Annotated in this window: 23 protein-coding genes and 1 tRNA gene; 15 read left to right on the top strand and 9 right to left on the bottom strand. The window is 53.9% G+C overall.

The annotated features are described in order from the left end of the window. Nucleotides 1-225 precede the first annotated feature (225 nt). The 5 genes from ushA to lolB form a co-directional block, all read right to left on the bottom strand. Nucleotides 226-1,926 (bottom strand): bifunctional UDP-sugar hydrolase/5'-nucleotidase UshA, encoded by a 1,701-nt coding sequence (gene ushA, locus Q0796_RS02500; RefSeq protein WP_298439952.1) that lies wholly within the window; start codon nucleotides 1,924-1,926, stop codon nucleotides 226-228. A 255-nt stretch (nucleotides 1,927-2,181) separates the two neighbouring features. Beyond that, nucleotides 2,182-3,129 (bottom strand): ribose-phosphate pyrophosphokinase, encoded by a 948-nt coding sequence (locus Q0796_RS02495; protein WP_298439950.1) that lies wholly within the window; start codon nucleotides 3,127-3,129, stop codon nucleotides 2,182-2,184. A 194-nt stretch (nucleotides 3,130-3,323) separates the two neighbouring features. Then, nucleotides 3,324-3,398, bottom strand: a tRNA-Gln gene (locus Q0796_RS02490). A 10-nt stretch (nucleotides 3,399-3,408) separates the two neighbouring features. Next, a complete protein-coding gene (gene ispE / locus Q0796_RS02485) occupies nucleotides 3,409-4,254 on the bottom strand; it encodes a 4-(cytidine 5'-diphospho)-2-C-methyl-D-erythritol kinase (protein WP_298439949.1) in 846 nt (281 codons plus the stop codon). Next, nucleotides 4,254-4,847 carry a lipoprotein insertase outer membrane protein LolB gene (gene lolB / locus Q0796_RS02480; RefSeq protein ID WP_298439946.1) on the bottom strand — a complete coding sequence of 198 codons (594 nt, stop codon included), beginning with the start codon at nucleotides 4,845-4,847 and terminating at the stop codon, nucleotides 4,254-4,256. The genes ispE and lolB overlap by 1 nt, the downstream gene beginning before the upstream one ends. Before the next feature lie 149 nt (nucleotides 4,848-4,996). On the opposite strand from lolB, the gene hemA reads away from it, so the two are divergent. The 6 genes from hemA to kdsA all read left to right on the top strand — a co-directional run bounded on the left by hemA (nucleotide 4,997) and on the right by kdsA (nucleotide 10,902). Continuing rightward, nucleotides 4,997-6,247 carry a glutamyl-tRNA reductase gene (hemA, locus tag Q0796_RS02475; protein WP_298439944.1) on the top strand — a complete coding sequence of 417 codons (1,251 nt, stop codon included), beginning with the start codon at nucleotides 4,997-4,999 and terminating at the stop codon, nucleotides 6,245-6,247. Nucleotides 6,248-6,316: 69 nt separating this feature from the next. Beyond that, the gene (prfA, locus tag Q0796_RS02470) at nucleotides 6,317-7,396 is read left to right on the top strand and encodes a peptide chain release factor 1 (protein ID WP_298439942.1); all 1,080 of its coding nucleotides are present in this window, start codon (nucleotides 6,317-6,319) and stop codon (nucleotides 7,394-7,396) included. Nucleotides 7,397-7,401: 5 nt separating this feature from the next. Beyond that, on the top strand, nucleotides 7,402-8,256 hold the full coding sequence (gene prmC, locus Q0796_RS02465; protein WP_298439940.1) for a peptide chain release factor N(5)-glutamine methyltransferase: 855 nt from the start codon (nucleotides 7,402-7,404) through the stop codon (nucleotides 8,254-8,256). Nucleotides 8,257-8,324: 68 nt separating this feature from the next. Then, nucleotides 8,325-8,705 carry a SirB2 family protein gene (locus Q0796_RS02460; protein ID WP_298439937.1) on the top strand — a complete coding sequence of 127 codons (381 nt, stop codon included), beginning with the start codon at nucleotides 8,325-8,327 and terminating at the stop codon, nucleotides 8,703-8,705. A gap of 67 nt (nucleotides 8,706-8,772) precedes the next feature. Continuing rightward, the gene (locus tag Q0796_RS02455; protein ID WP_298439935.1) at nucleotides 8,773-10,017 is read left to right on the top strand and encodes a DUF819 family protein; all 1,245 of its coding nucleotides are present in this window, start codon (nucleotides 8,773-8,775) and stop codon (nucleotides 10,015-10,017) included. A gap of 33 nt (nucleotides 10,018-10,050) precedes the next feature. Then, nucleotides 10,051-10,902, top strand: a complete 852-nt coding sequence (kdsA, locus tag Q0796_RS02450; protein WP_298439934.1) for a 3-deoxy-8-phosphooctulonate synthase — start codon at nucleotides 10,051-10,053, stop codon at nucleotides 10,900-10,902. A gap of 74 nt (nucleotides 10,903-10,976) precedes the next feature. Here kdsA and Q0796_RS02445 read toward each other — a convergent pair whose 3' ends face one another. The 3 genes from Q0796_RS02445 to Q0796_RS02435 form a co-directional block, all read right to left on the bottom strand. Continuing rightward, entirely contained in the window at nucleotides 10,977-11,993 is a 1,017-nt protein-coding gene (locus Q0796_RS02445; protein WP_298439932.1) for a hypothetical protein, read from the bottom strand. A 109-nt stretch (nucleotides 11,994-12,102) separates the two neighbouring features. After that, nucleotides 12,103-12,570, bottom strand: a complete 468-nt coding sequence (locus Q0796_RS02440) for an isoprenylcysteine carboxylmethyltransferase family protein (RefSeq protein WP_298439930.1) — start codon at nucleotides 12,568-12,570, stop codon at nucleotides 12,103-12,105. After that, entirely contained in the window at nucleotides 12,557-13,561 is a 1,005-nt protein-coding gene (locus Q0796_RS02435; protein WP_298439928.1) for an AraC family transcriptional regulator, read from the bottom strand. Before Q0796_RS02435 ends, Q0796_RS02440 begins: the two co-directional genes overlap by 14 nt. A gap of 93 nt (nucleotides 13,562-13,654) precedes the next feature. On the opposite strand from Q0796_RS02435, the gene Q0796_RS02430 reads away from it, so the two are divergent. The 8 genes from Q0796_RS02430 (at nucleotide 13,655) to Q0796_RS02395 (ending at nucleotide 19,796) form a co-directional block, all read left to right on the top strand. After that, complete coding sequence (locus Q0796_RS02430) at nucleotides 13,655-14,086, top strand: SRPBCC family protein (protein WP_298439926.1); 432 nt, start codon at nucleotides 13,655-13,657, stop codon at nucleotides 14,084-14,086. After that, entirely contained in the window at nucleotides 14,076-14,933 is an 858-nt protein-coding gene (locus tag Q0796_RS02425; RefSeq protein WP_298439924.1) for a sterol desaturase family protein, read from the top strand. Before Q0796_RS02430 ends, Q0796_RS02425 begins: the two co-directional genes overlap by 11 nt. A 506-nt stretch (nucleotides 14,934-15,439) precedes the next feature. Then, the gene (locus tag Q0796_RS02420) at nucleotides 15,440-16,357 is read left to right on the top strand and encodes a transcriptional regulator GcvA (protein ID WP_298439922.1); all 918 of its coding nucleotides are present in this window, start codon (nucleotides 15,440-15,442) and stop codon (nucleotides 16,355-16,357) included. Next, complete coding sequence (locus tag Q0796_RS02415) at nucleotides 16,347-17,009, top strand: alpha/beta family hydrolase (RefSeq protein WP_298439920.1); 663 nt, start codon at nucleotides 16,347-16,349, stop codon at nucleotides 17,007-17,009. Before Q0796_RS02420 ends, Q0796_RS02415 begins: the two co-directional genes overlap by 11 nt. A gap of 8 nt (nucleotides 17,010-17,017) precedes the next feature. Continuing rightward, a complete protein-coding gene (locus Q0796_RS02410; RefSeq protein ID WP_298439919.1) occupies nucleotides 17,018-17,407 on the top strand; it encodes a DUF423 domain-containing protein in 390 nt (129 codons plus the stop codon). After that, on the top strand, nucleotides 17,400-18,467 hold the full coding sequence (rlmM, locus tag Q0796_RS02405; protein ID WP_298439917.1) for a 23S rRNA (cytidine(2498)-2'-O)-methyltransferase RlmM: 1,068 nt from the start codon (nucleotides 17,400-17,402) through the stop codon (nucleotides 18,465-18,467). Before Q0796_RS02410 ends, rlmM begins: the two co-directional genes overlap by 8 nt. A 93-nt stretch (nucleotides 18,468-18,560) precedes the next feature. After that, on the top strand, nucleotides 18,561-19,244 hold the full coding sequence (locus tag Q0796_RS02400; protein ID WP_298439915.1) for a DUF4124 domain-containing protein: 684 nt from the start codon (nucleotides 18,561-18,563) through the stop codon (nucleotides 19,242-19,244). Nucleotides 19,245-19,253: 9 nt separating this feature from the next. After that, on the top strand, nucleotides 19,254-19,796 hold the full coding sequence (locus tag Q0796_RS02395; RefSeq protein ID WP_298439913.1) for a DUF924 family protein: 543 nt from the start codon (nucleotides 19,254-19,256) through the stop codon (nucleotides 19,794-19,796). Here the strand turns inward: Q0796_RS02395 and Q0796_RS02390 are convergent. Next, complete coding sequence (locus tag Q0796_RS02390; protein WP_298439911.1) at nucleotides 19,771-20,673, bottom strand: DMT family transporter; 903 nt, start codon at nucleotides 20,671-20,673, stop codon at nucleotides 19,771-19,773. The two genes, Q0796_RS02395 and Q0796_RS02390, sit on opposite strands and share 26 nt — an antisense overlap. A gap of 267 nt (nucleotides 20,674-20,940) precedes the next feature. Between Q0796_RS02390 and Q0796_RS02385 the strand changes: the two genes are divergently transcribed. Next, entirely contained in the window at nucleotides 20,941-23,232 is a 2,292-nt protein-coding gene (locus Q0796_RS02385; RefSeq protein WP_298439909.1) for an EAL domain-containing protein, read from the top strand. The last annotated feature ends 200 nt before the right edge of the window (nucleotides 23,233-23,432 follow it).

Below are 23,432 nucleotides of genomic sequence, written 5' to 3'. Positions count from 1 at the left end.
GCAGTGGAATAAACCGACAGTGTTTCAGTTTACAAGGGCGGCGTTGTGGTGCTGAGGATGGATACGAGTTGCGCCTGATAGCCGAGCGATTGCGGCTGGACTGAGTTGTCGCAAGGTTCGAGGTTATGATTAGGCTAGCAAAATAGTTTCAAGAGTTAATTTTGATACACCATAAAAAACGGCCTCCGAAGAGGCCGTTAAGTCACCCTTTAAGTGTGATTGAGCTTATTCGGCGCTAGCAGAACAACCCGTGGTGATGTCGGAGTTGATGTAAGTGATATCGCCATCGACTGGCGCAAAATCAGTTACGTTGATTACGCTCAGCTCTTTCATGAAACCGTACATTACGTCAGCGTCTACATAACCAGTTTGTACCGCATCATCCAGAGCGGGGTAACCGTCACCGCCGGCAGCGTTGTAGCTTGGCACAGTGAAGCTGTAGGTATCGGCAGCGTTAAAGGTTTTGCCGTTGATTTCATGAATTTCAACGCTTTGCGCATCACAGTCGACAGTCAGCTTGATGCCAACAAGCTGAGCGTATGCACCAGAACCACTGGTGAAGGTAGCAACGGTGTTTAGGTATTCAGTGATTTCAGCGCCGGTCTTAGTCGACAGGGTTACCATGTTGCCAAATGGCTGTACGGTCAGCACGTCACGATAGGTTACATCACCTGCTTCGATGGAATCACGTACGCCACCAGAGTTCATTACGGCAAAGTCAGCATCCACTTTATCGGCGTGAGCAGAAGCAATCAGGTGACCCAAGTTGGTCTGTTGGGCACGAACAGTGTTTCGATCGCCTTCCAGCTTGCCGTTGGTTTCAGCAATTTTTTCATCCAGCTGCTCTTGGCCTGCCAGTTGGAATTCGTACAGCGCAGTACGAATTTCTGAATCTTGGGCGATCTCTTCGCCAACCAGAACTCGGTCGCCATTCTCATCTTTTACTTTCAGGTTTACTGGTACCAGCTTGTAATCAGCTAAGTGCAGTTCACCGTCGTAGTATTCGAAATCAGCACGGCCAACGTATTTGCCCCATTCATGAGCTTGCATGATGTAGGTACCGTTTTGCTGATCGGGCTTACAGTCGGAACCTGGAGCGAAGTTCTCGTCGTAAGACTTGCCATCTTCTGCCATACAAACAGGGTTTTGCGAGTGACCACCAATAACTGCGGCCAGCTGGCCTTCTTCCAGTGCGCGAGCCAGAGCGACATCACCAGGAGCGTTGGAACCGCTCGCACCATCGGCGTAGTGGCCCATGTGTGTGGTAGCAAATACCAGATCGGCGCTGCCAGCTTCTTCAATTTCTTTAATGACCTTTTTGATCTCTTCCTTTGGATCGGTAAAGGTCAGTTCAGAGATGTACTCAGGGTTACCCAGTTTGGCAGTGTCTTCGGTGGTCAAGCCCACAACCGCAATGCGTACGTCACCTACGAAGAAGATTTTGTATGGCTTGAAGTAGCGATCGCCATTTTTGTCGTAGATGTTGGCAGCCAGCATTGGGAAGTCAGCCCAATCACGCTGGTTCTCTAATACTGATAGTGGATTATCAAATTCGTGGTTACCTACCGCCATGGCGTCGTAACCAATCAGGTTCATGCCGATGAAATCTGGCTCTGCGTCTTGTAAGTCAGACTCTGGCACGCCGGTGTTAACGTCGCCGCCGGACAACAACAGAGAGTAGCCGCCGTTGGATTTTACTTCAGTACGGATCTGGTCAATCAGGGTTTTACGAGCGGCCATGCCGTACTCGCCGTATTTATTTTCCCAGAAACGCCCATGGTTATCGTTGGTGTGCAAAATGGTGAACTTGGTACATTCAGCAGCAGCTTCACAGCCTTCTAATACAGGGTCGTTATTTGAATCGCCATTACAGCCTGCTAGTGCAAGTAATAAAGAAGCCGTAATCAGGGAATATTTTGTTTTCATTATCATCATCTCATCTGGATTATTTGCCCACCAACCTCTGTGAGCGTTCGTAAGACTAACAAGTGAGTTCTCTGAGACGAGCCAATTTGTGATGGTGTGTGACTCGGGTCACATTAAAAGTCGGGCTTGGCTTGAAGTTTTGTGAAGATTGAAATTGAAGTGAATTCAGTTTCAGCTAAATGGTTACAAAATCGCATAAAAAAACGCCCCGCAGGGCGGGGCGTTTTCACAAAACTTATCAGCGTAGGGCGAGGCTTAGTGCTCGAACATGGCCGAGATAGACTCTTCGTTGCTAACGCGACGAATGGCTTCAGACATCACACCAGACATGGTCAGCTGAGTTACTTTGCCGGTGGCCTTGATCTCATCACACAGTGGGATGGTGTCGGTCACAATCACTTCATCAATCACGGATTCAGCGATGTTCTTAGCGGCATTGCCAGAGAACACAGGGTGAGTGGCGTAAGCAAATACGCGACGGGCACCGTGGGCTTTCAGCGCTTCAGCAGCCTTACAGAGGGTACCACCGGTATCGATCATGTCATCAACGATGATGCAGTCACGATCTTTGATGTCACCAATAATGTGCATGACCTGCGCGACGTTAGCGCGAGGGCGACGTTTATCGATGATGGCCAAGTCGGTGTCATCCAGCAGTTTGGCAACCGCACGAGCACGGACGACACCACCGATATCAGGGGAGACAACAACGGGGTTATCCAGTGCTTTCGCGCGCATGTCTTCCAGCAATACTGGTGAGCCAAACACGTTATCTACCGGTACATCGAAGAAGCCTTGGATCTGCTCGGCGTGCAAGTCACAGGTCAGCACGCGGTCAACCCCAACGCTGGACAGGAAATCTGCAACAACTTTGGCGGTGATTGGCACACGGGCGGAACGAACACGGCGGTCTTGGCGGGCGTAACCAAAGTACGGGATCACCGCAGTGATACGGCCGGCAGACGCACGACGTAGTGCATCAACCATTACAATCAGTTCCATCAGATTGTCGTTGGTTGGCGCACAAGTAGACTGGATGATGAAGCAGTCGCTACCGCGAACGTTTTCGTTGATTTGAACACTGATTTCACCGTCTGAGAAACGACCGACTTCGGCATGACCCAAAGAACAGTACAAACGATCGGCGATTTTCTTAGCAAGTTCCGGTGTGGCGTTACCGGCGAAAAGCTTAATGTCGGGCACAGGAGTGAACCTCTGGCTGATTGGGTGTGGGGCAGGTCGGTGCATCAAGCTGGCCTGCTGCCCATGTGCTGGATTATTCCAGTCATTAGGGTACAAAAGGTAGTATCTGTTTAGCCGAGCACAACGCAGAACAAGGTTCCAACGCTCGCTACGCCTTCCAATCCCTGAAGCGGTGGGATAGTTAGCCTAAAAGATGGCTGGGCTATCAGGATTTGAACCTGAGAATGGCGGGATCAAAACCCGCTGCCTTACCGCTTGGCGATAGCCCAACATTTTTTACTAGTCGAACAACGCTAGTAGGGGAGAGCGATTACAGCCTTTCGCAACTGCAGCCTTCCACCCTTTGGGCATCTTCGCCCGAGCAGCCTCAGCGTTGATTTTTGAAGCGAATTGCCCAAAAACACAACAGCCGGTGCCGGTCATTTTTGACGGCGCATATTCTAACAACCACGATAACGAGTTTGCAACTTGAGGATAGCGGTCGCAAACGAGTTGTTGGCAATCGTTTTTCCAATGCGCAGGCAGATGTTCTAAATCGGCAATTTTGGGGGTATCGCGAGGCAGTTCGGCGGCGTTGAAGATCGCCGCCGTGGACACTTCCACATCGGGCACCACCAACAGATACCAAGGTTGTTCTACCGTCACCGGACGCAACTGTTCGCCAACGCCATCGGCCATGGCCGCCACGCCGCCAATAAACACCGGCACATCGGCACCCAGGGTTAACCCCATTTGGGCCAAAGTGGCGTTATCAACGTTGGTTTGCCAGATGGCATTCAGCGCCACCAGTGTGGTGGCGGCATCCGACGAACCGCCGCCAATGCCACCGCCCATCGGCAGGCGTTTATCGAGGATGATGTCGACCCCTTGTTGGCAGCCACTGTGTTGTTGTAGCATCCGCGCCGCTTTCACAATTAAATTGCTGTCGCTGGGCACCCCCGGTAACGGCGGCGATAAGGTGATGTTACCGTCGCTGCGCGGCCGAAATTGCAGGTAGTCGCACCAATCGATGAATTGAAACAGGGTTTGCAACTCATGGTAACCGTCGGGACGACGGCCATTGATGTGTAAACATAAGTTCAGTTTGGCGGGGGCAGGCCACCATGTGTCGGCTGAGGTTGGCATTACAACTCCGGTTGCCACGATTTGATCGCCAATTTTATGCGTTGTTGCTGTTGGTGCAACTCAATTTGTTTGGGCACCTTGTAGCCCGCCAATTGTTGCCAACCACGGTAGTGCAGTTGCGATTTTTGACCGGTACGAGGGTGAGTTAATTGCACTGACGCTAATTGATTGTTCGCATCGGTTGAAATTTGTTCGGATCCGGTGGTTTGCCCTAAAAGGTATTGTCCTAATTGTGACAAAGGCAGTGGCCAACCGGTTAATCGAACTATTAGGCTATCAGCATCTTTTCCAGTGTAGGTTTTGCCGTCCATGGTGATGCTCGCAAATCCTGGAAAAGCACTCAGGCTCAATACGTTACGCCCTAGAGGTCCGGTCAGTCGCAGTTCATCTTTGCCGCTACTGGCCAGATGACGCCAATGCAGATTGGCGGAAACACGTTCCTTCGGGCTAATGAAGGCCAGTTTGCCGGTGATGGTCCAGTCATTAGACTGCACCGTTTTGCTGTTGCTGGTGACGTCTTGATAAGTGGCGCAGGCGCTCAAGGTGAGCGCAAGGAGCAACAACAGGATCAGTTTTACGGGTTGGGTGAACATTTTTATCCAACTTTTGTGCACATGGCCGCAATCATGAATGGAATTGCGGGCAAATGGCCGATACTTATTTCGCTTATGCGCTGTTCCGCATAGAATTGCCGGCGCATAGGAAACATCATGAAAAACGGGGCGAAACAAGTTACAAAGCCATGACGTTAGTTGCAATTGGGATCAATCACAAGACTGCCAGCGTAGCCCTGCGCGAAAAAGTGGCATTCGGACCAGACATACTTGATGAAGCCTTGAAGAGCTTGGCCAGTGCCAGCAAAACCAACGAGGCCGTCATTGTATCTACTTGTAACCGCACCGAGTTGTACACCAACAACGTGGATGCGGAGCAGGCGATCCATTGGTTAAGTGAATTCCACAACCTTGATGAAGCGGAGTTGCGTAGCTGCATCTATCTGCACCAAGGTGAAAAGGCCGTACAGCACTTGTTGCGCGTCTCCGCTGGCTTAGACTCGTTAGTCTTAGGCGAGCCGCAGATCCTCGGTCAAATCAAAAAATCCTACTCCGACGCCAAAGCGGTTGGCACGGTGTCGCACACCATCGACCGCTTGTTCCAACACACCTTCAAAGTGGCTAAGCAGATCCGTACCGACACCGACATCGGTGCCTCGGCGGTATCGGTGGCGTTTGCAGCGGTTAACTTGGCTCGGCATATCTTTGAGGATCTTGGCAGCGCCAAGGTGCTGCTGATTGGTGCCGGTGAAACCATCGAACTGGTGGCGCGTCACCTTGGTGAGCAAGGGGCAACCGACTTAATTGTGGCCAACCGCACCTTATCTCGTGCTGAAGGCATGGCCGATGAGTTTGGGGCCAAAGCCATTACCTTGGCACAGATCCCCGATCATCTGCCTACGGCCGATATCGTGATCTCCTCGACCGCGGCGCCGTTGCCAATTTTGGGCAAAGGCATGGTGGCCACGGCGCTGAAAAAACGCCGTCAGCAGGCGATGCTGTTGGTGGATATCGCGGTACCGCGCGACATCGAAGCGGAAGTGGGCGAGCTGGAAAATGCCTACCTGTACACCGTGGACGATCTGCAAGGCATTGTGCAGAAGAACATGGCCAACCGCTTAGAAGCGGCGGAGCAGGCAGAAGCCATTGCGTCGGCTCAGGCCCATGATTTTGTCGAATGGCTGCGCGGTTTGGACTCGGTGGATACCATTCGCCAGTTCCGCAGCCAAAGCGAAGCGGTGAAAAAAGAAGCCTTGGTGGCCGCGTTGAATAAGCTGCAACAGGGCAGCGATGCCGAAGCGGTCTTAACCGAGCTGGCCAACAAATTAACCAACAAACTGATCCACGCGCCAACGCAGTCGTTATCAAAAGCGGCCAGAGCCGGAGATTTAGAATCGTTAGAGATCTTGCGTCGAGCACTGGGTATCAACGACAATTAGCCCAAGTTTGTTCTCACCTCTTAATTGAACGGCCCCTTTGTGGGCCGTTGCTGTTTATCTAAGGTAGCCATGAAAGCCACTGTTTACGCCAAATTGGAAGGTCTCGTTGAGCGCTATGAAGAAGTTCAGGCGCTGCTCGGCGAGAATGAAGTTATCAATGATCAAAACCGCTATCGTGGTTTGACCAAAGAGTACGCCCAGCTCGAAGAGGTAGTAATCGCGTTTCAGGCCTACCAAGCCGCGCAAGACGACATCGACACCGCCCAAGAGATGCTGAGCGATCCCGATATGGCCGAGATGGCCAAAGAGGAGTTGGTTGACGCCAAAGCCAACAGCGAGCGCTTGGAAGACGAATTGCAGATCTTGCTGCTGCCGAAGGATCCGAAAGACGATAACGACGCCTATGTGGAGATCCGTGCTGGCGCTGGCGGCGATGAAGCGGGGATCTTTGCCGGTGATCTGCTGCGGATGTACAGCAAATACGCGGAAACCCGCGGCTGGAAAGTGGAACTGATGTCGTCGAACCAAGGCGAGCATGGCGGTTACAAAGAGGTGATCGCCAAGTTTTCTGGGGAAAGCGTGTACGGCGTGATGAAGTTTGAATCCGGTGGCCACCGCGTGCAGCGGGTACCCGCGACCGAATCCCAAGGTCGAATTCATACCTCGGCCTGTACCGTTGTGGTGATGCCAGAAGTGGAAGCCGCCGAAGCGATTGAGATCAATTCAGCCGATCTGAAAGTGGATACCTTCCGCGCCTCTGGCGCCGGTGGTCAGCACGTAAACAAAACCGACTCCGCCATCCGCATTACCCACTTGCCATCGGGCACCGTCGTCGAATGTCAGGATGAACGTTCGCAGCACAAGAACCGCGCTAAGGCGATGGCGGTGCTGGCGGCGCGGTTGGAAGCGGCAGAAGAGGAAAAACGTAAGCAGGCGGAAACCGATACCCGCCGCAGCTTGGTGACCTCGGGCGATCGCTCCGAGCGGATCCGAACCTACAACTACCCACAGGGGCGGGTGTCGGATCACCGCATTAACCTGACCATCTACCGTTTGAACGAAGTGATGGAAGGGGATCTGGCCGCCTTGATGGAGCCTATCTTGCAAGAACACCAAGCGGATCAGCTGGCAGCGTTGGCTGAGGAATAAGCCGCGTGCGTCTTGATTCTTGGTTAGCGGCCGCCTGTGCCCAACTGCCGGACAGCGACAGCGCCCAATTAGATGCGGAGCTGTTGCTATTAAAGCGGTTAAACAAGCCCCGCAGTTTTGTGTTTACTTGGCCAGAACACCCACTGGATCCGCCGTTGTTGGCGCAGCTAGAACAAGATCTGCAGCGCCGCATTCGCGGTGAGCCCATCGCGCACATTATTGGTGAACGCGAATTCTGGAGCTTGCCGCTGCAGGTCAATGCCAGCACCTTGATCCCTCGTCCGGATACCGAATCGCTGGTGGAAGCCGCCTTAGCCTTGGCGTTGCCCGCCAACGCTCGGGTGGTTGATTTGGGCACGGGCACCGGCGCCATCGCGCTTGCGCTGAAAAGCGAAATGGCGCAGTGGCAGGTGCAAGCGGTGGAATACAGCGCCGAGGCCGCGCAGTTAGCGCGCACGAACGCCAAGGCACTGCAGCTGGATGTTACTGTGGCACAAGGCAGTTGGTTTGAACCGCTCGCGCAGCAGCGGTTCGATCTGATTGTGTCCAACCCACCGTACATCGACCCTTGCGATCAACATTTAAGTCAAGGGGACGTGCGCTTTGAGCCGTTATCGGCGTTGATTGCCGCCAACCACGGTTTGGCCGATATTGAGCACATCGTCGCCGCAGCGCGGCACCATCTGAATGACGGGGGCTATTTGCTGATCGAACACGGTTACGATCAAGGCTCAGCGGTGGCCGCCATCTTCACTCATGCGGGCTTTAATGGGGTTACTGTTGGTCAAGATTATGGCCAACGTGACCGGTTTACCTGCGGTCAGTGGCGCGGGGAGTGTCAGATCCCACAAAAGCGCTAACAATCGATTCCGTTTCCAGTATTTTTACTATTCAATCAACGATTCTTAACAAAAACTAAGGAAAGTCCATGCCATACGAAGCGTTAAAGCACATTCACTTTACTGTTATCGGTGCCAGTGTGGCGCTGTTTGTGTTGCGGTTCATTTGGGTGATGAAAGGCTCAGCGATGATGGAGCAAAAGTGGGTTAAGTTTGTGCCCCACATTGTTGATACCGTTTTGATCCTTTCTGGGGTGGCGTTAATGATGAACACCGGCTTCAGCCCAAGCAACAGCCCATGGCTATTTGAAAAAATGGTGGCGCTGGTGGCTTATATTGTTCTTGGTGTTTTCACTCTTAAGCTAGAGCGGGGCAAACTGTTCCGCACCTTCGCCTTTTTAGGGGCGATGGGCTGGCTGTTCTACATGGCGAAATTGGCGCAGACCAAGATGCCTATTCTATTTATGTAAGTGCTCGCTTACATAACAATAAAAATACTGGCACCTCGATGTGCCAGTTTCTAATTTTGGAGGTTCAATGACCGACGTGTTAATCACTAACCAGGCATCTGTATTTGGGATCCTGATGATGGTCTTAGGCGGGGTGTTCTACACCGCCCACAGCGACAACCCGATTTGTCGTAAATTCTACAAATACGTACCAGCCCTGTTGCTGTGTTACTTCATCCCCTCGTTGCTGAACACCTTTGGCATCATCGATGGCAGCGACAGCACCCTGTACTATGTGGCATCACGCTTCTTGCTGCCAATGGCATTGGTACTGCTGACCCTGAACTTGGATCTGAAAGCGATCGCCTCGTTAGGGCCAAAAGCGATCGTTATGTTCTTAGCCGGCACCATGGGCATTGTGATTGGCGCGCCAATTGCGCTGCTGGCCACCTCGGCGGTATTCCCCGAGCTGATCGGCAACAATGGCCCAGAAGCCGTATGGCGTGGCATGACCACCCTTGCGGGCAGCTGGATTGGCGGTGGTGCCAACCAAACCGCAATGAAAGAGATCTACGAAGTAGGCAACGGCATCTTCTCGTCGATGATTGCGGTAGACGTGCTGGTGGCGAACGCGTGGATGGCAGTACTGCTAACCATGGCACCGCGCGCCAAAGAGTGGGACGCCAAAATGGGCGCCGATACCACCGCCTTAACCGCCCTGCGTGAAAAAATGTCTAAGTGGCAAGAGGAAAACGAAGTGATCCCAAGTCTCACCAACATCATGGTGATCTTGGCGGTTGGTTTCGGTGCCATGGGCATTTCCCACATGGGCTCAGACATTTTAGCGCCATTCTTTAAAGCCAACTTCCCAGAGCTGAAGCGTTACAGCTTGCACAGCGGTTTCTTCTGGCTGATTGTGATTGCCACCACCTTGGGCGTGCTGTTGTCGTTCACTAAGGCGCGCAACTTGGCCGCCTGTGGTGCCAGCAAAATCGGTTCAGCGGGGATCTACGTACTGGTTGCTGCCATCGGCATGCACATGGACATTTCGGCCGTTGTTGATGCGCCGGTATACTTCCTGTTGGGTGGCGTTTGGATGCTGGTACACGCGGCGATCATGTTGATCACCGCGCGCTTAATTAAAGCGCCGTTGTTCTACATGGCAGTCGGCAGCCAAGCGAACGTGGGTGGTGCAGCCAGTGCTCCTGTGGTTGCGGCCGCTTTCCACCCGGCATTGGCGCCGGTTGGCGTGCTGTTGGCGGTATTGGGCTACGTGCTGGGTACTTACATGGCGTGGTTCTGTGGTCAAATTTTGCAAACGCTGGCGGCCTAACGCCGGCGTAATCTGTGTTTAAGTGAGGAAGCGATGAACGCGATCACCATTAACGTTGGCAACACCAACGTTGCTAACGACAAACCGTTTGTGTTGTTTGGTGGCATGAACGTGCTGGAGTCTCGTGACTTGGCGATGCAGATCGCTGAGCACTACGTACAGGTGACCGAGAAATTGGGCATTCCGTACGTATTTAAGGCTTCTTACGATAAAGCCAACCGCAGCTCGATCCACTCTTACCGTGGCCCGGGCATGGAAGAGGGCTTGAAGATCTTTGAAGAGATCAAGGCCACTTTCAATGTGCCGGTGATCACCGACATTCACGAAATTGAGCAAGCGGCCCCCGTGGCGGAGATCTGTGACGTGATCCAATTGCCGGCGTTCTTAGCACGGCAAACCGATCTGGTTGAAGCGATGGCGAAAACCGACGCGGTGATCAACGTGAAGAAGCCGCAGTTCTTAAGCCCTGGGCAGATGAAGAACATCGTCGAGAAGTTTGCAGAGTGCGGTAAGCACGAAGTGATCCTGTGTGAGCGTGGCGCCAACTTTGGTTACGACAACCTGGTGGTTGATATGCTGGGCTTTCGCACCATGAAAGAGTGCTCTGGCGGCATGCCAGTGATCTTTGATGTGACGCACGCGTTGCAGTGTCGCGATCCGCTGGGGGCAGCTTCTGGTGGGCGTCGTCACCAAACTGTGGAACTGGCTAAAGCCGGTTTGGCTACTGGGTTGGCGGGGCTGTTCTTAGAAGCACACCCTAACCCAGCCGCGGCAAAGTGCGATGGCCCATCGGCGTTCCCACTGGATAAGCTGGAACCGTTCTTGGCACAGATGAAGGCGTTAGACGATCTGATCAAGGCCCAACCGGATCTGGGTATTGAGTAACGTTTAATGCCATGAAAAAAGCCCGCAGTTGCGGGCTTTTTTGTGCCTAACCTTAGCGGTTGGTCACCGTTTGGTTAGCGCTGGGAGCTATCGCGGCCAAAGTATTTGTCAGACTCGTACAACGCGATCACTTTGCTTAATTCGATGTCGTCGTTATTGGCCAGCAGTTTATGAGTTAAGGCGCTGAGCTTAATCAAGATGTCTTTACACTCCACGCGGGTGGTTTTTACTTCTCGTGATGCCATCCACAGGATCTGCGCGTACAGCTTTGATGGGCGACGTACTAGGCTGCCAGCGATGTTGATGCACACTTTAAACAGCAGATCGGTGTTTTCACCTAAGGTGTTGTTGTCGCGACGTTCACGGAACTCATTTTCTGACTCGGTAGGGACAAAAGAGATGATCCAGCTGTCGTAATCCGCATCACCCAGCAACATATTGGCGCGACGAATAAAGCTGCGTTCGTTTAATAACGCGCGGATCTTATCTTCGGCTTCGCAATCTTCCGCCAAGTCAGCCTGTTCGATGATCTCATTACTGGCGCCAACCATAGCGTGAAACTCTTTCAGTAAGGCTACGTAGCCAGAGTTGATGCTGTCGTGAGCTTGGCCAATTTCAGTAATGTCTTTGCTTAACGCTTCTAGGAAGGCGTCACCACCGGGCAGAGAATCCAGTACCGGCACCAATGAGTAACGGCGTTTCTGGATTGATTCGTAATACACATCAACGCCACTGCGGATGGTTTGCAGCTGTTCGGTCAGCTGATCAATGACCTCTGGGCGGCTTTCAACGTAGCTTTCTAACCGTGCCAGCGGCGTCTCGCTATCGGCATTGATGCGGCGACGAATTGGGCCTTCAAAACGAGCGCAAGCCTGCACCAGATCGTTAAATGAAGTTTCAAACTCGCTGAGGATAGTTTGTACCTTTTCCAACGACACCACTCGGGCTTGTTCGTTGATGCCAAGGCGACGCTCTTTGGCGGCACGGCGACGGCTTTCCCAAAACCAAGACGCCAGTGCCCCGATAATGGTGACGCTGGTGGCAATATCGAAGCCCAGTTGCACTTCTTGGGTTAGCAGTTCATCAATCATTTAACTTCCTTATTTACAGTCTTATAGCGCTAACTTTACCTGCTTAGATTACTCGCTTTAGTGGCAAGAGCAATGGCGAGTTTGGCGGTATAGTTAAAGCCCACGGCTGCTACAGCCAACGTCTTACTTGGCTAAGGTAATCTTGATAAGGCTGACCAAAATGATGACTGAGCGCCTGTTCCTCTGGGATGATTTGAAATCGGCTGATAAACAGCACAAAAACACTGCTGGTCAGCAGCCCATACAGCGGTGTTTGCAGCCACAAACCCGCCGCGAATGGCAATTGCGCCATGGCCAGGTACATGGGATTACGGCTAAAGCGATAGACGCCATGGGTGATCACCTGCTTGGTTTGTTCTGGGGCAAACGGGTGCACGGTGGTGTGCTGGCGTCGAAACTGCACCACGGCAGTGATGGCCAGTAACAGAGCCGCGGCCACCAGCGCGAGCGCCAACGCGGGCAATAAAGGGTGCTGCAGTTGCCACGGCAGCGGCCAGTAAGTACGTAATGGCCACACCAGAGCGGCGCAAGCCAGTGCCACTAATGGCGGCGGTAACTTCAATTCAAACCAGTTCATCGGGGTGTCCTTGCTGCAGATATTGTTTCGGGCTTTGGCCAAACCAGCGCTGCACGGCGCGGTTGAGCGAGCTTTGTTCGCGGTAACCTAGGATTGAGGCGATCTCAATCAATTTACTGTGGCCAACCAGCTGGCTAAAACGGCGGCGGCGTTCCCAATCCAGCAGCTGCTCAAATTGGGTTTGTTCCTGTTTTAGCCGCCGTTGCAGTGTGCGCGGACTCAGATGAAACAACGCTGCAGCGCGGTTGAGGCTGATCTGATTCAAATCGGTTAGCTCGGTGAGCAGTTGCTTAATCTGGCTGGTCCAACTGGGGCGCAGTGCCAACCGCTGCAGTTCCGTTTGCGATGCCTGCTGCAGTAGCTGATGCACCCGCTGATTGTGCTGATTAACGGGGTGTTGCAACAGTTCGGCTGGGGCGTAGATGGCATTACTGTCGGCGCCGACTTCCACAGCGCAGCCGAACCATTGGGATAACTGTTGCTGCTGCTCTGCTGGCCAAGGTTCGACCAACGACAACTTCAGCGGCGGCAGCCGTTGTCCCAACAATTGCCACGCCATGGCGATCCAGCCGGTCATATTGCGTAAGACTAACTGAGCATTGGGTTGGGCAAAGGGCGTCCAACGGCTGATGATGACGTTATCGTGCAGCTCAAATTCCATCTGACCAATGTCGGCCACTAACGCATCGAAGCGGCGCTGGGCGTCGATCACCGCCGCAAAGTCGGGGCAGGCAGCGATAAGGTGGCCAAGTAAGCCATAGTCCTGTTGTTCAATGGTTTGGCCAAGGTAGAAGCCAAACAGCGGCATCTGCAAACGCTGGGCGCCAAACTCCAGCAACGCCAGATATTGCGATAAGGGGATCCGCTGTTCCGGCTGCAGCGGCAGATCGATGATCCCCTGATATTCGTGCTGTTCCACCTGATGGTGGTTGAGGAAACGCAGCACGCCTTGCAGGTAGTAATGGGCACAAGTGGGGCAAGACTGGCGCATAAAGACAAACTCTTGTCGCGTAATGACAAGTCTAAACCTGCCTGATTGCCTAGGTTGTGTAAATGTTAATGTGTAAATATCGATGGAGATCGGATGTCGACTTTAGTTGATCTGCAACTGCCGTTGGCTGCACCACCGCAACAGGTGATGGCCACGTTATTGGCGCACACGCAATTATCGCGATTTTTCTCGGCGCAGTTTGAACTGGTGCGGGAAGCGAAAGTAGGGCAACCCCGCGGTGGCGTTGGCGCCGTGCGGCAGGTAACGACCATGGGCAACACCTTTAATGAAGAGGTGCTGCATGCCGACGACGCCTTGCTGAGTTATTGCATTGTGGGCGAGGGCCCTCTGGTGGATCACCTGGGCGAGATCCGGCTAACCCCAACAGCCACCGGCTGCCAACTGCATTACCGCATCAAGGGGCGATCGGCAACGTGGGTGCCAACCTGGTTGGTGGCGCTGGTGCTACGCCGTCAAATTGCCGCAGCCATGCACAAATTGCAGGAGCATTTTCATGCCGATTGAATATATCCAACTGGCGTTGGGACCAATTTTTGTGGCAGTGATTGCCTTTGAATACTGGCGCCGTCGTGATCGCTTTAATGGGAAAGATTCGCTCAATAACTTTATTTTGGCGATCACCTTTCAGATCGCAGAGATGCTGTCGCTGCTGCTGATCTTGCCGCTGTTCTATTGGCTGCATCAACACCGCTTGCTGGAGATCGAACTCACCGCCGTCAATCTGCTGTGGGCCTTTGTGCTGCAAGACTTCCTCTATTACTGGTTTCACCGTGCTTCGCATCGAGTGCACTGGATGTGGTCGGCCCATGTGGTGCATCACAGCTCAGAATTAATGAACTACTCCACCGCTTTTCGCCAAAGTCTGTTCTACCCGCTGGCGGGCATGTGGCTGTTTTGGTCGCCGATGGTGTGGCTGGGGTACGATCCCAAGTTGGTGTTCGCCATTGTTGGCTTGAATCTGGGCTATCAGTTCTTTGTCCACACCCGTTGGACGAAGCGCATCCCCATTGTGCAGTTTTGGCTGAATACGCCATCGCATCACCGTGTGCACCATGGCACCAACCCGCAGTACATCGATAAAAATTACGCTGGGGTGTTGATGATCTGGGATCGGCTGTTCGGCACCTTTCAAGCGGAACTGGATGAGCAACCGGTGCGCTTTGGGGTGGTCGGCTTTATGGAAAAACAGCGCTGGACGGTGATGGTTACCCATCAGTGGCTGCACATGTTTCGTCAATGGCGCCAGGCCAAAGGCGTTAAAGCGAAGTGGCTGGCGTTGTTTGGCCCGCCGACTCATCAGCGGCACCGCACCCGCGCCGAGGGAGCGGACGCGGTTCAGCCCAGCCGCTAATGGCAGCAACCGTGGCCGTCGGATGAGCGAAATGCAGGTTAGGTGGGGATTTTTACCGCACAGCGCGTGCCGAGCACCCACTTGAATGAATCTAACTCATGTTTCGTCGGGGTTGTTAACGCACTGTTAATTCGATGGTGCCCAATCGCAGCCAACGCGCCCTCTTTTCGAGGGCGCGTTTTTTGTTGTCGGGCCAATGGGCTCGTTGTTGTCTTATCAGCAGCCCAAGGGCACTCAGAGGCTGAGGGCGAACGGGGAAGGGGCTTCAAGCATCCCTGCCTGATCCGCTGAAACGCCGTCATATCGGGCTCTGTGTTCGAAAACGGTTGCTGCTGCGGTTCGGCGCAGCAACCGTGCGGCACGGTGCTGAACCGTGCCCAAATAACGAGGCGCGATCGCAAATTGGATTGATATTTGAACACGGCATCAATTTGGCCAAATGACTGGAGCCGCTATGTAAAAATAAAGTACACTTTGCCATTAGAAAAACTAATAAAGTGATCGCCATGTCTAGACGCTTACCCCCACTTAATGCGCTGAAAGCGTTTGAAGCCGCTGCGCGCAACCTCAGCTTCACTCGTGCTGCCGAAGAACTTTTTGTGACTCAGGCCGCAGTCAGCCACCAAATTAAGGCACTTGAAGAGCACTTAGGCTTAAAATTGTTCCGCCGCCGCAACCGCTCTTTGCTGCTGACCGAAGAGGGGCAAAGCTACTTTCTCGACACCAAAGACGTGTTTACTCAGTTGGCCGATGCGACTGAACGCTTATTGGCGCGCACCGCGACCGGCTCGTTAACCGTTAGCATGACTCCCTCCTTTGCGATCCAATCGTTGGTGCCCAAGTTGGCGCGCTTTGCTGAGCTGCACCCAGAGATTGATGTGCGGATCAAAGCGGTGGATCAAGATGAAGAGTCGCTGACAGAAGACGTGGATGTGGCGATCTACTTTGGCCGAGGCCACTGGCCGGGGTTGCGGGCGGATAAACTGCGGGCCGAGTGCTTGGTGCCGCTGTGTTCGCCGCGGATGCTGCAAGGCAGTAAGCCACTGCGAACCGTGGAAGATCTGGCCAAGCACACGCTGCTGCACGACATGACCCGCCACAACTGGAAGGCGTGGGCGAAGCAGCATGGGCAAGGCTTGGTGAACGTGAATACCGGGCCGATCTTTAGCCACTCAAGCCTGGTCTTGCAGGCAGCGATCCACGGTCAAGGGATCGCGCTGGGATCCTCGGTATTGGCTCGCCCAGAAGTGGAAGCGGGGCGGTTGTTGTGTCCGTTTGATGTGGTGCTGCAAAGCAAAAGCGCCTACTACCTGGTGTGCCATGAAAGTCAGGAAGACTTGGGTAAGATCCAAGCGTTTCGCGACTGGTTGCTGCAAACCTTTGCCGATGAAGCCCACAGCGATCTGATCCCCAATGCCGAATAATCCCGAAAGCGCATGGCCGTCGTTACTGCGCCGTGATGGCGGCGAGCGGGCCCAAGCAGTCGTGCTGTTGGCGCACGGTGCCGGCGCCGGCATGGATCACGACGTGATGGCGCAGCTGGCGGTGGCCATTGCCACGCCGGAAGTGCTGGTGTTGCGATTTGAATTTGATTACATGGTGACTGCGCGGGCGAACGACAAACGCCGCCCACCGGATCGGCTGCCCAAGCTGACCGACTGCTACCAACGCTGGATAGCCGCGGTGCAGCAACGTTATCCCGAACTGCCGCTGTATGTGGCGGGCAAATCGATGGGCGGACGAGTGGCCTGTGTTTGTGCCAGTTCAACCGCACTGGCCGGCGCCTTTGCGCTGGGCTACCCGTTTCACCCGGTGGGCAAAACAGAGCCCGAGAAGTGGCGTTGGCAACCGTTGCAACAAGCGCAGGTGCCGGTGCTGATCATTCAAGGCAGCCGCGACGCCTTTGGCAGCGCCGCAGAGTTGGCTGAACACTCGATGCCAGCGGCCGTGGACGTACGCTATTTGGCGGATGGCGATCACAGCTTTAAGCCACGAAAAAGCAGTGGTTTTAGCCAACAACAACACATTGAAACCGCCGCCGAATGGATCCGTGCTGCTATTTTAAAGGGACGCTAGGACACAACATGACAAGCAGAATTTACGGCGTAATCGCCGCGTTATTGGGGCTGTTGGCCACGGCGCTTGGCGCCTACGGTGCCCACGGTTTACCCGGTAAGGTCTCGGCCAGTTTATTGGCCAGTTTTAATACTGCAGTGCAGTACCAATTTTTACACGCACTGGCACTGTTTGGGGTGGCGTTAGCGCTGCGCCTTGGTGTTGGTGGACGTCTACTGAGCGCCGCCGGAGCTTGCTTTATTGCTGGCATGGCCGGTTTTAGCGGCAGCATCTATATGTTGGTGTTTGGCGGCAGCAAAATTTGGGGGCCAATTACCCCCATTGGTGGACTGACTTTAATGATCGGTTGGGGGCTATTGGCCGCCGCCGTGTTTGCTTGGGAGAGAATCGATGAATAAGGTCCTGCTGCATTGTCGGCCTGGCTTTGAAAAAGAGTGTGCCGCTGAAGTGCAAGAGTTAGCGGCAGAGCTCGAGGTGTACGGTTTTCCTCGAGTGATCAACAACTCGGGTTTCGTATTGTTTGAAGGCTACGGCCCCGAAGACGGCAACCTGCTGATGGAAAAGCTGAACTTTGCTGAGCTTATCTTCGCCCGAAGCTGGTTTGTGGTGCAGGCTGAATTGAGCGACATGGATCCGAACGATCGGATCAGCGCCATCATGCAGCACGCCGAGTTGTTGCCGAAATCCGGCAAATTGTGGGTCGAAAGTGGCGAAGGCGACGAGTACCGTTCGCTGTTGTCGTTCTGCCGCAAGTTTACCGTGCCGCTGCGCCAAGCAATGCGCAGCACCGGTCTGTTGACCAAAACCGAGCGCGACAAAATGCCGCGCATCCATCTGTTCTTAACCGACAGCGGTAACGGTTACTTGGGTTACAGCCGCTCTGATAACGGCTCGCAGTATTACATGGGCATTGAACGACTGAAGTTCCCATCCGATGCCCCAAGCCGTTCCACCCTAAAGCTGGATGAAGCGTTTAGCGTCTTCCTGACCCCAGAAGAGCAGGAGCAACGTGCTCATTCGGGTTTGAAAGCGGTGGATCTGGGCGCGTGCCCCGGCGGTTGGACCTATCAACTGGTGCGCCGAGGCATGTTTGTTGAAGCCATTGATAATGGTGAAATGGCCGCCAGCTTGATGGAAACCGGACAGGTGACTCACTACGCGGTGGATGGCTTTAAGCACGAGCCAATCCACAGCAACAACCACTGGCTGATCTGCGACATGATTGAAAAACCAGACCGTGTTACTGGTCTGATGACGCGCTGGTTTATCAATGGTTGGTGTAATGAAGCCATCTTTAATCTGAAGCTGCCGATGAAGCAGCGTTACACGATGGTGTCAGATTGTTTGAATCAGCTCTCCAGTGCCCTACGTCATGCTGGTGTTCGCCATGAAATCAAGGCAAAACATCTGTATCACGATCGGGAAGAGATCACCGTCTACGTGCATCGCCGGAAATAGCGTGCTGATTGCCAACGCCTCGCTTAATGCGAGGCGTTTCTTTTTGTAATGAATTCAAATAGGTTAACGGCAACATCGACAAAAGGACTTACGATGAAGCCAACCATAAGTGCCGTGGCGCTGCTCTTGCTGCTGGGCAGCGGCGGTGTTCAGGCCGCCATCTATAAATGCGTGACCGCGAACGGCAAAGTGGCGTTTCAGGATCGCCCCTGCGCCAACAACCAAACCCGAGAGCCACTGGCGTTAAAAGCCAATGTCACCAACGTGGCCAGCTTTGGTGAAAGTGCCACGGCCGCAGTGGTTGATGACAGCAGCCAAACCGATCGCGTGATTGGCCGTTGGCATGCAGGAGGCGCCCACAGTCAGGTTGATGCTGATGGTGGCCTGAGTTACACCACCGTTGCAGGGGAAACCGTCACGGGAAAATGGTTTAGGCTTGGGGAAGAGTACCGCATCGCGCTGACCTACGATGGCGTGCCGGTGCCCATGGCGATGCAGTATCGAGCTGCGGAAGATCAGCTGCTTTTAAGTGAGTTAGGTAGCCCAGAGCAACTTATCGTGTTTCTGCGGCAAACCCCGACCTCGAAGGTGTCTTTGCCGGCGTTGATGCCCGCGGCCAGCAACAGCCCGATGCTGCCCCCTTCGCCCAACGCCAACCGTGACAACAGCACCGGGCAGCGCCAAGGTAAGAGCAAGCCGACGGTTAACCCGCTGGAGAGCCGCGGCGCCATGCCAGTGGAGTCCGCCGCGGTGAATTCAGAGGTTCGAAACCAGTAAGAGGTTGTGATGAACAGTGCCAATGACGTACTTGAATTTTGGTTTACGCAGTGCACGCCAGCGCAATGGTTTGCGAAAGATGTGCAATTTGATCGGCTGATCCAGCAGCGTTTTGGCGGCTTACACCAGCAAGCGCAAGCCGGTGAGTTGTTTCAATGGCGCAGCAGCAGTGAAGGGCGCTTAGCAGAAGTGATCGTGTTGGATCAGTTCTCGCGTAACCTGTATCGCGATCAAGCGCAGGCGTTTGCCTGTGATCCGATGGCGTTAGTGTTGGCGCAACAAGCGGTGGCTGCTGGGGCGGACAGCCCGTTAACGCCACAGCAACGCGGCTTCTTATACATGCCTTACATGCACAGTGAATCGGCGTTGATCCACCAGCAGGCCGCGCTGCTCTACCAAGCCAAGGGGTTAGAGCACAACCTGCGTTATGAACTGCAGCATAAACAGATCATCGATCGCTTTGGGCGTTATCCCCACCGTAATGCGATATTAGGCCGAGCATCAACGGAGCAAGAGTTGCAGTTTCTCAGTCAGCCGGGATCGAGCTTTTAACGGCTTGCGTCGATGCGGGCTGCGGCAACAGATACACCAACAGCGACGCCAAAATCAGCCCGCAGCCGCCCAGCTGCCAAGGGCTGATCTGTTCGTGCAGCACCGTCAAACTGAGCAGCAAGGTCCAAATCGGCTCCAACAGCATAATGGCGGCGGCCACCGTTGGCGTTAGCCGCCCTTGGGCATTGGTTTGGCTCCAATAGCGCATCGCCGTAGCAAAGCCGACACTGACCGCAAACCACTGCCATATTTCGTTACTGACCGGCACCGCGAGCAACGACCACTGGCCTTGATACCACGCCACCGTTAAGCCCAAACAGCCTCCGGCAATCAATTGCAGTGCCACCGATGCCAGCGAAGGCAGCGCCACCGTTGCGCGTTGATTGCAGGTGAAGTGCAACGACAACATCAGTGCAGCGGCCAAAAACCACAGCTGATCCGATTCAAATTGAAAGCCGTTGTTGGCCATCAACGCCAGCAACCCCAGCAGCGCGATGGGGGCGCTGAGCCAAAACTGGCGACTTGGGCGCAGCCCAAACAGTAACCACGCCAATGGCGGCACCAACAGCAGCGACAAACTGGCGATGAATGCCCCTTCGCCAATGCGATTTGAGTGGATGATCGCTTGCACCCACACCAGCAGCCCAGCCCCCAGCAACAGCCCCAACAGTAAGCCTTTGCGGATCTCGCTGGCCTTGGCCTGCTGCAAGGCACGACGGCAGCGTGGCAGCAACAGCAATAACCCACCGGCCAACAGAAACCGCCAACCGATAAAGGCGGTGGCAGGCAGCTGCGCCACAATCTGCTTTGAAGCCAACCAGCCGAGCGAGGCCAGCATGGTGGCCAACACCAGAACTCCTTCCCCACGTTTTAACAACGGCAATCTCCTTTGTGTTCTTTAGCGAGAGTACTGCATTTACCGATGGCGGCGGCGGATAAGCAACGGGCTCATTGCCGTTGCTTATCGGCGGATTACTCAGGGCAAAAAATCACCGGCGCTAATAGCCTAATGCGAATAATGTTACGCTTTTTAATGGAATAATGTTGCCAGGATTGTTTTGGATCAAGTTTGCCTGAAAGGGCGGTCGCACCGAAAAATTGGCGTGGGTACACTGCGGCAACCCTTTATTGAGCCTCGGTAGTAATGTCAATTAAGCGCTTCTGGAATACGATCAAGAATAACGTGTGGGCGCTGTACTGGGGTATTGCGCTGTTCAGTTTCACGTTGTTGATCTACAGCATGGTCGTAAGTTGGCACGACACCCTATCCCAGCGCTATCAACAACTGGCGCAGTCGGCGCGGTTGGTGTCGCGCAGCACCAATTCGGTGTTTGCCAATAAAGAGATGCTGCTGGATGTGCTGATTGGTGAATTGGATCTGCAGCCGCAGCTGACTCCGGAAAACCTGCAGCGCATGAACGCGCTGTTTGACCGAATGATGGCCACCAACGGCGACATCAATGGTTTTGGCTTGGCTGGAGTAAACGGCCGCATGGTCAGCGTGAGTGACAACATGCAGGGCAAGCCGATGCACAACCTGGCCACCCATAAAGACACGGCGGCCACCTTTGCACAAACCTTACAGTCGGACGCGATGGTGGTTGGGCGCACCTATTTCCATCAAGGGTTGCAAGGGCTGATCATCCCGATCCGCAAACGCATTGTGGGGGCGGATGGCGAGGTGCTGGCGGTGATCACCGCGGGGATCCGCGTTGGCTCACAACAGCGTTTCTTCGAGCCGGGGATGTGGGGGGACGATGCGATTGAAGTGGCGATGTTACGCACCTTCGATCGCTACTATCAGCTGCATTCTGGCTTTGCTGATAACGAAAGTGCTTACACGCAGCCCATCAATTATCAGGCGTACCTCGACAGCGCCAAGATGGCCACTGAAACCATGTCCAAAACCGTGGCAGAGCTGCGATCCAGTGATAACGCCGTCTTTTATGAACACCAGCAAGACAACGGCTTATTTATCGCTGCGGCGTTATTCGATCGCCGCTATCAGCTGTGGTCGATCGTGAAACACAACAAGTCGGCCATCGTGGAACAGTTTTGGTATCGAGTGTGGTACTACCCGGTGTTCTTTATGCTGTTTTTGTTGGTGTTGTCGCTGTTGTTTCGCGCCAGCATTCGAGTGCAGCAACAGCAACAACAGCTGCTGCTTGATAAAGCCAACCACGACAGCTTAACCCGTTTGCCCAATCGCAATTATCTGGAAGACACCATGAGCCAGATGATGTCTGAGCCAGCACAGCCATTCAGCTTGTTGTATCTGGACATGGATCATTTCAAGAGCGTTAACGACAGTTTCGGTCATGAGATTGGCGATAAGGTGTTGCAGCAGTTAGGCGCGCGCTTATTGCAGCAGCTGCCATCAGGCGGCAGCGCGGTACGGTACGGCGGTGATGAATTCATCCTGTTGATCCCAACCGATGTGGTTGCTCAGGTTGAACCGCTGTGTCAGCAACTGGTGCAACAGCTGTGCGAGCCCGTAATTGTGGCCGGGATCCATTGTCACCTTGGGGTCAGCATTGGCGTGGCTTCCTACCCAACCCACGGCACCAACATGGATCAGCTGTTGCGTTCCGCCGACATCGCCATGTACGAAGCGAAAAAATACCGCAATCGCATCTGTTTCTTTGAACCGGCGTTGCAACAGTGCTATTTGCACCGCATTGCCGTAGAACGGCAACTGCGTTCGGCGTTAGATAAACAAGAGTTGTATCCGGTGTATCAACCCCAAGTGGATGCCGAGGGGCAGATCTATGGGGTGGAGGTACTGCTGCGTTGGCGTAACGCCGAGCTGGGCATGGTGCCACCGAATGAGTTTATTGGGGTGGCGGAACGGGCTGGGCTGATGTTAAAAATTGGCCAATTTGTGATGGAGCGATCGCTGCAACAGTTGGCGGGGCTGCACTGCCGTAATGGCCAGCCGCTGCAAATCGCCCTGAACATTTCAGTCTGTCAGTTTGTTGAGAAAGCCTTTATCGAGCAGCTGTTAGAGGCCATCAACCGCAATGGCATTGAGTGTGGCTCGCTGACGGTGGAGATCACCGAAAATCTGTTCATTGAAGATGTGCAACAGTTGCTGCCGTCGCTGCAGCAACTGCGGTCTCATGGCATTAAAATCTCAATGGACGATTTTGGGACCGGTTATTCATCGTTAAGTTTGTTGCGACAGTTGCCACTGGACGAGCTGAAAATCGACAAAAGCTTTATTGATGAATTAGGGGCGCAGCACAGCGCGGCGTCGTTGGTGAAAAGCATCATCGACATTGGTCGCAATCTGGAATTAACGTTGGTGGCCGAAGGGGTTGAAACCCAGCAACAGTGGCAGCAGCTGCAGCAGCAAGGCTGCAGCCACTATCAAGGCTACCTGTTTGCGAAACCTCTAACTTTTCACCAGCTTAGCCAACATCTTTCGGTGGATTGAGCAACATAAGTTGGCTCAATGTTGACCTTGAACTGTGGTTCTTTGCCAATAGGTAAATAAACTGCAACTTTAATGTCGCGACTAGCTGTTGGCGGTAAAAAGTGCGTGATCTTGCCTGCAAAATACCTCTTTTAAGTGGCGCTGCTATGGAGCTGTCATTACACTCTGCGGCCATTTTTTGCTCGGCAACGAGTGAAATT

Origin of the sequence: uncultured Ferrimonas sp. (assembly GCF_947489035.1) — a bacterium.
In the GTDB taxonomy this organism is placed as follows: domain Bacteria; phylum Pseudomonadota; class Gammaproteobacteria; order Enterobacterales; family Shewanellaceae; genus Ferrimonas.
Note: the sequence above shows the minus strand (reverse complement) of the source record. Positions and strands in the feature narration are given on the sequence as shown.